Source organism: Actinoplanes oryzae, assembly GCF_030757795.1.
Taxonomy (GTDB): Bacteria; Actinomycetota; Actinomycetes; order Mycobacteriales; family Micromonosporaceae; genus Actinoplanes.
In genome coordinates this window covers 1-5128 of record NZ_JAUQWH010000297.1, presented here as the reverse complement: position 1 = coordinate 5128, position 5128 = coordinate 1, and the positions used below count along the sequence as shown (strand labels likewise).

The 5128-nt window shown below is 66.7% G+C and carries 4 protein-coding genes and 1 pseudogene; all 5 read left to right on the top strand.

The annotated features are described in order from the left end of the window. Nucleotides 1–65 precede the first annotated feature (65 nt). Nucleotides 66–812 carry a transcription termination/antitermination protein NusG gene (nusG, locus tag RBH18_RS42965; RefSeq protein ID WP_306216287.1) on the top strand — a complete coding sequence of 249 codons (747 nt, stop codon included), beginning with the start codon at nucleotides 66–68 and terminating at the stop codon, nucleotides 810–812. Nucleotides 813–888: 76 nt separating this feature from the next. Further along, on the top strand, nucleotides 889–1602 hold the full coding sequence (rplA, locus tag RBH18_RS42960; RefSeq protein ID WP_306216286.1) for a 50S ribosomal protein L1: 714 nt from the start codon (nucleotides 889–891) through the stop codon (nucleotides 1600–1602). Nucleotides 1603–2080: 478 nt separating this feature from the next. After that, a complete protein-coding gene (gene rplJ, locus RBH18_RS42955; RefSeq protein WP_305786111.1) occupies nucleotides 2081–2626 on the top strand; it encodes a 50S ribosomal protein L10 in 546 nt (181 codons plus the stop codon). Nucleotides 2627–2681: 55 nt separating this feature from the next. Beyond that, nucleotides 2682–3071, top strand: a complete 390-nt coding sequence (gene rplL, locus RBH18_RS42950) for a 50S ribosomal protein L7/L12 (RefSeq protein ID WP_306216285.1) — start codon at nucleotides 2682–2684, stop codon at nucleotides 3069–3071. 590 nt (nucleotides 3072–3661) lie between these two features. Continuing rightward, nucleotides 3662–5128: pseudogene (locus RBH18_RS42945) on the top strand (DNA-directed RNA polymerase subunit beta); the annotation flags it as partial.

The window sequence follows — 5128 nt, the reverse complement described above, 5'->3', positions numbered from 1 at the left end:
GGTTCGGCAAGGCCATCCTGACGACGTTCGGCAACTGAAGCTGAGAGTTACGGAAGTGAGCAAGCGTGCCTGAGTACGACGACGAGAACGCCCTCTCCGCCGACGAGCAGTCGTCGGTGGCCACGGCGGGCGACGCCGAGTCGGTCGAGGCCGCCGCCCAGACCGCCCCGGACGAGGCTGAGCCCGCCGAGGCCGAGGCCGCTCCCGATGTGGACGACAACTACGACCCGGTGGCCGAGCTGCGGCAGAAGCTGCGCTACGCCCCCGGCGACTGGTATGTCGTGCACTCCTACGCCGGCTACGAGAACAAGGTCAAGACCAACCTCGAGACCCGCATCACGAGCCTCGACATGGAGGACTTCATCTTCCAGGTCGAGGTGCCGACCCGCGAAGAGGTCGAGGTCAAGAACGGCAAGCGCAACCAGGTGCAGGCGAAGGTCTTCCCCGGTTACATCCTCGTCCGGATGGATCTCACCCCGGAGTCCTACTCCTGCGTGCGCAACACGCCCGGCGTGACCGGCTTCGTGGGCGCGACCGACCGCGTCGACCGCCCGGCCCCGCTCTCGCTCGACGAGGTGCTGAAGTGGCTGGCGCCGGCCGTCGAGCAGGAGGAGAAGAAGGCCAAGCCCGAGGTCAAGGTCCTCGACTTCGAGGTGGGCGACTCCGTCACGGTCACCGACGGCGCCTTCGCCTCGCTGCCGGCGTCGATCTCGGAAATTAACGCGGACCAGCAGAAGTTGAAGGTTCTGGTCTCCATCTTCGGCCGGGAGACGCCGGTCGAGCTCAACTTCAACCAGGTCGCCAAGATCTGAGTTGCCGCACCCCGCACGTCGTGGGAGGGGCGCGCGATTCGTCGCGCCCCGCGATCTACCACAGGAGTAAAGAGAAATGGCACAGCGCAGCAAGGCGTACCGCAAGGCCGTCGAGCAGATCGACGCCTCGAAGCTCTACGAGCCCACCGAGGCCGTGAAGCTGGCGAAGGACACCGCCTCCACCAAGTTCGACGCCACGGTCGAGGTCGCGATGCGGCTCGGCGTGGATCCGCGCAAGGCGGACCAGATGGTTCGCGGCACGGTCAACCTGCCGCACGGCACCGGTAAGACCGCCCGCGTCATCGTCTTCGCCCAGGGCGCGAAGGCCGAGGAGGCCGTCGCGGCCGGCGCCGACGAGGTCGGCACGGACGAGCTCGTCGCCCGGATCCAGGGTGGCTGGCTGGACTTCGACGCCGCGATCGCGACGCCGGACCAGATGGCCAAGATCGGCCGGATCGCCCGCATCCTCGGCCCGCGTGGCCTCATGCCCAACCCGAAGACGGGCACGGTCACCGTGGACGTGACCAAGGCCGTCTCCGACATCAAGGGCGGCAAGATCACGTTCCGGGTGGACCGCCACTCGAACCTGCACCTGATCATCGGCAAGGCGTCCTTCTCCGAGCAGCAGCTCATCGAGAACTACGGCGCCGTGCTCGACGAGGTCCTGCGGGCCAAGCCGTCCGCGGCCAAGGGCAGCTACCTCAAGAAGATCGCCGTCAGCACCACCATGGGCCCCGGCATCCTGATCGACCCTAAGGTCGTCAAGGGTTTCCAGGCCGCCCAGGACTGATCGGCCGACGTTCCACGCGAGAGGCCCCCGGCTCACGCCGGGGGCTTTTTCGTGCTGCTGATCCCGTCCTCGCCCTGGGCGTGAGCCCGCAGCAGTCGAGCGCCGGTGTGCTCAGCAGCGACCCGCAGAGACCCGCAGAGACCCGCAGCGCGCCGCCGTGTTCTTGTTCCGGCACTGCGCAGGCATCGGCAAGGTCAAGGTCAAGGCGCGCGATTTGGCAATGTGCGGCTGAGCGCGTACTGTTGCTTCTCGAAGTTCCACCCACAGACCGCTGGTTGCCGCAGTCGCCGTCGTGCCGACGGGGGTTGTGGCCGAAGGTCCCGCAACAGGCGGGCGGCCCGCGCAGGGGAGAACGGTTCGCGATCATGTCGACGCTTCCGAGCGTCCATGCCCGCCCCGTGCGCCCTGCGCCCGGGGCGTTTCTCGTTGTCGGGGCCGGTAGATGCCGGCGGCTCATGAGCAACGAGAGAGGAGGGACATGGCGGACAAGCCGGTCCGGGCCGACAAGGCCACTGCGGTCGCCGAGCTCACGGAGCAGTTCCGTAACTCGTCGGCCACCGTGCTCACCGAGTACCGCGGCCTCACGGTCAAGGAAATCAGCGAGCTTCGTCGTTCGCTCGGCAACGAGACCAAGTACTCCGTGTCGAAGAACACGCTCGCGAAGCGGGCTGCGGCCGACGCGGGGATCGAGGGCCTCGACGCGCTCTTCGCCGGTCCTACCGCGCTCGCGTTCGTCGGCGGTGACGTGGTCGAGGCGGCCAAGGGCCTTCGTGCCTTCGCCCGAGCCAACCCCACCCTGGTGATCAAGGGCGGCGTCTTCGAGGGCAAGGCCATCTCGGCCGACGAGGTCACCAAGCTCGCCGACCTCGAGTCCCGTGAGGTGCTGCTGGCCAAGCTGGCCGGCGCCATGAAGGGCAACCTGACCAAGGCCGCGGGCACCTTCCAGGCCCCGCTCGCCCAGGTCGCACGTCTGGCAGCTGCTCTGCAGGACAAGCGCGCGCAGGACGGTTCCGCCGAGGCCTGACGGTCTCAGCGGCGTTCGACTTACATCTGACTGAAACAACGAAAGGTTGCCAGACATGGCGAAGCTCAGCACCGACGAGCTGCTCGACGCGTTCAAGGAAATGACCCTGATCGAGCTCTCCGAGTTCGTGAAGCAGTTCGAAGAGGTCTTCGAGGTCACCGCCGCCGCGCCCGTCGCGGTTGTCGCGGGTGGCGGCGCGGCCGGCGGCGACGCCGCTCCGGCCGAGGCCGAGAAGGACTCCTTCGACGTCGTCCTCGAGGCCGACGGTGGCAAGAAGATCCAGGTCATCAAGGTCGTGCGCGAGCTGACCGGCCTGGGCCTCAAGGAGGCCAAGGACGCCGTCGAGAGCGCCCCCAAGGCGATCCTCGAGGGTGTCAACAAGGAGAAGGCCGAGGAGGCCAAGGCCAAGCTCGAGGGCGAGGGCGCCAAGGTCACCCTCAAGTGACCTGAGGTCTCACCTGATCTGCCCGGACGGGCGGGGATCCCACACCGGATCCCCGCCCGTTCGGTGTCTCCGACAAAATCCCAGGTCAGAGCGCTTTTGGCGGGACGTCGGATGACTGACTCGCATAAACCGCGAATCACCCCATATGCTCTCTAACGGGTTGGGTCACAGGACCCGCCCCCAGCGCAAGTCTTGACTGTGTGTCCGCTGACAGGCACGCTGACATCAGCAAGTTTCCGCGCTTGCGACAGCCGTCTGATGGGTAATCCGGTGTTGCCGGGTCCCCCGCAGACCGGCACCCGAGGGAGAGTTGCCGCGTTCGAGCGGCCCCGTCTGGACCCTGGCCGAGAAGGCGCAGGTCAGAGGCGACGGGGATCCGTTCCGCAGGTCCCCTCCGGTGTGGGCTGGACAGCGGTTAGCCGAGCGGCTACACTGCTAGTTTGCGCTGCCTTCTGCCTTGAGCCCTGCAGGGACATCCATCCGGGTGAATTCCTGGGGGTCCATTGGAGTGCCCAGAGCAGTAGACAGCGCAGAAAGTTGCATCAGCAGCTCAGCCGCATCAGCAGCACCGGTCCTCGGAAGGACGCATCTTGGCAGCTTCCCGCCCTGCGAAGACCAGCCGTACGTCGAGCGCATACGCTCCCCGCCGTATTTCTTTCGGCCGGATCCAAGAGCAGCTTGAGGTCCCCAACCTCCTCGCCCTCCAGACGGAGTCCTTTGACTGGCTGGTCGGCAACGAGGCTTGGCAGGCCCGCACGACGGACGATCCGCACGCCCACTCGGGCCTCGCAGAGATCCTCGAAGAGATCAGTCCCATTGAGGACTTCTCCGGCACCATGTCGCTGTCCTTCTCCGCTCCGCGCTTCGACGAGGTCAAGGCCTCGATCGAGGAGTGCAAGGAGAAGGACCTGACCTACTGCGCGCCGCTGTTCGTGACCGCGGAGTTCACCAACAACACCACTGGCGAGATCAAGAGCCAGACCGTGTTCATGGGTGACTTCCCGATGATGACCCCCAAGGGGACGTTCGTCATCAACGGCACCGAGCGCGTCGTGGTGAGTCAGCTCGTCCGCTCCCCGGGCGTGTACTTCACCAAGGAGCCGGACAAGACCTCCGACCGCGACCTGTCCAGCGTCAAGATCATCCCGAGCCGGGGTGCCTGGCTCGAGTTCGACATCGACAAGCGGGACACCGTCGGGGTCCGCATCGACCGCAAGCGCCGGCAGGCCGTCACCGTCCTGCTCAAGGCGATCGGCTGGTCGGCGGACCAGATCCGTGAGCGGTTCGGGTGGTCCGAGCTGCTCATGACGACGCTCGAGAAGGACCACATCGCCGGGCAGGACGAGGCCCTGCTCGACATCTACCGCAAGCTCCGTCCGGGTGAGCCCCCGACCCGGGAGAACGCGCAGACCCTGCTCGACAACCTCTTCTTCAACCCGAAGAGGTACGACGTCGCCAAGGTCGGCCGCTACAAGTTCAACAAGAAGCTGGACATCGACGTCCCGATCGTCCGCGGCACCCTCACCGAAGAGGACATCGTCAAGACCGTGGACTACCTCGCCCGGCTGCACGCCGGCGAGGAGGGCTACGAGGCCGACGACATCGACCACTTCGGCAACCGGCGCCTGCGCACGGTCGGCGAGCTCATCCAGAACCAGGTCCGCGTCGGCCTGTCCCGGATGGAGCGCGTCGTCCGCGAGCGCATGACGACGCAGGACGTCGAGGCGATCACGCCGCAGACCCTGATCAACATCCGTCCCGTCGTGGCGGCGATCAAGGAGTTCTTCGGCACGTCGCAGCTGTCGCAGTTCATGGACCAGACCAACCCGCTGGCGGGCCTCACCCACCGGCGCCGGCTGAGCGCGCTCGGCCCGGGTGGTCTGTCCCGTGAGCGGGCGGGCTTCGAGGTCCGTGACGTGCACCCGTCCCACTATGGCCGGATGTGCCCGATCGAGACGCCGGAAGGCCCGAACATCGGCCTGATCGGTGCTCTCTCGACCTTCGCGCGGGTGAACCCGTTCGGTTTCGTCGAGACCCCGTACCGCAAGGTGGAGAAC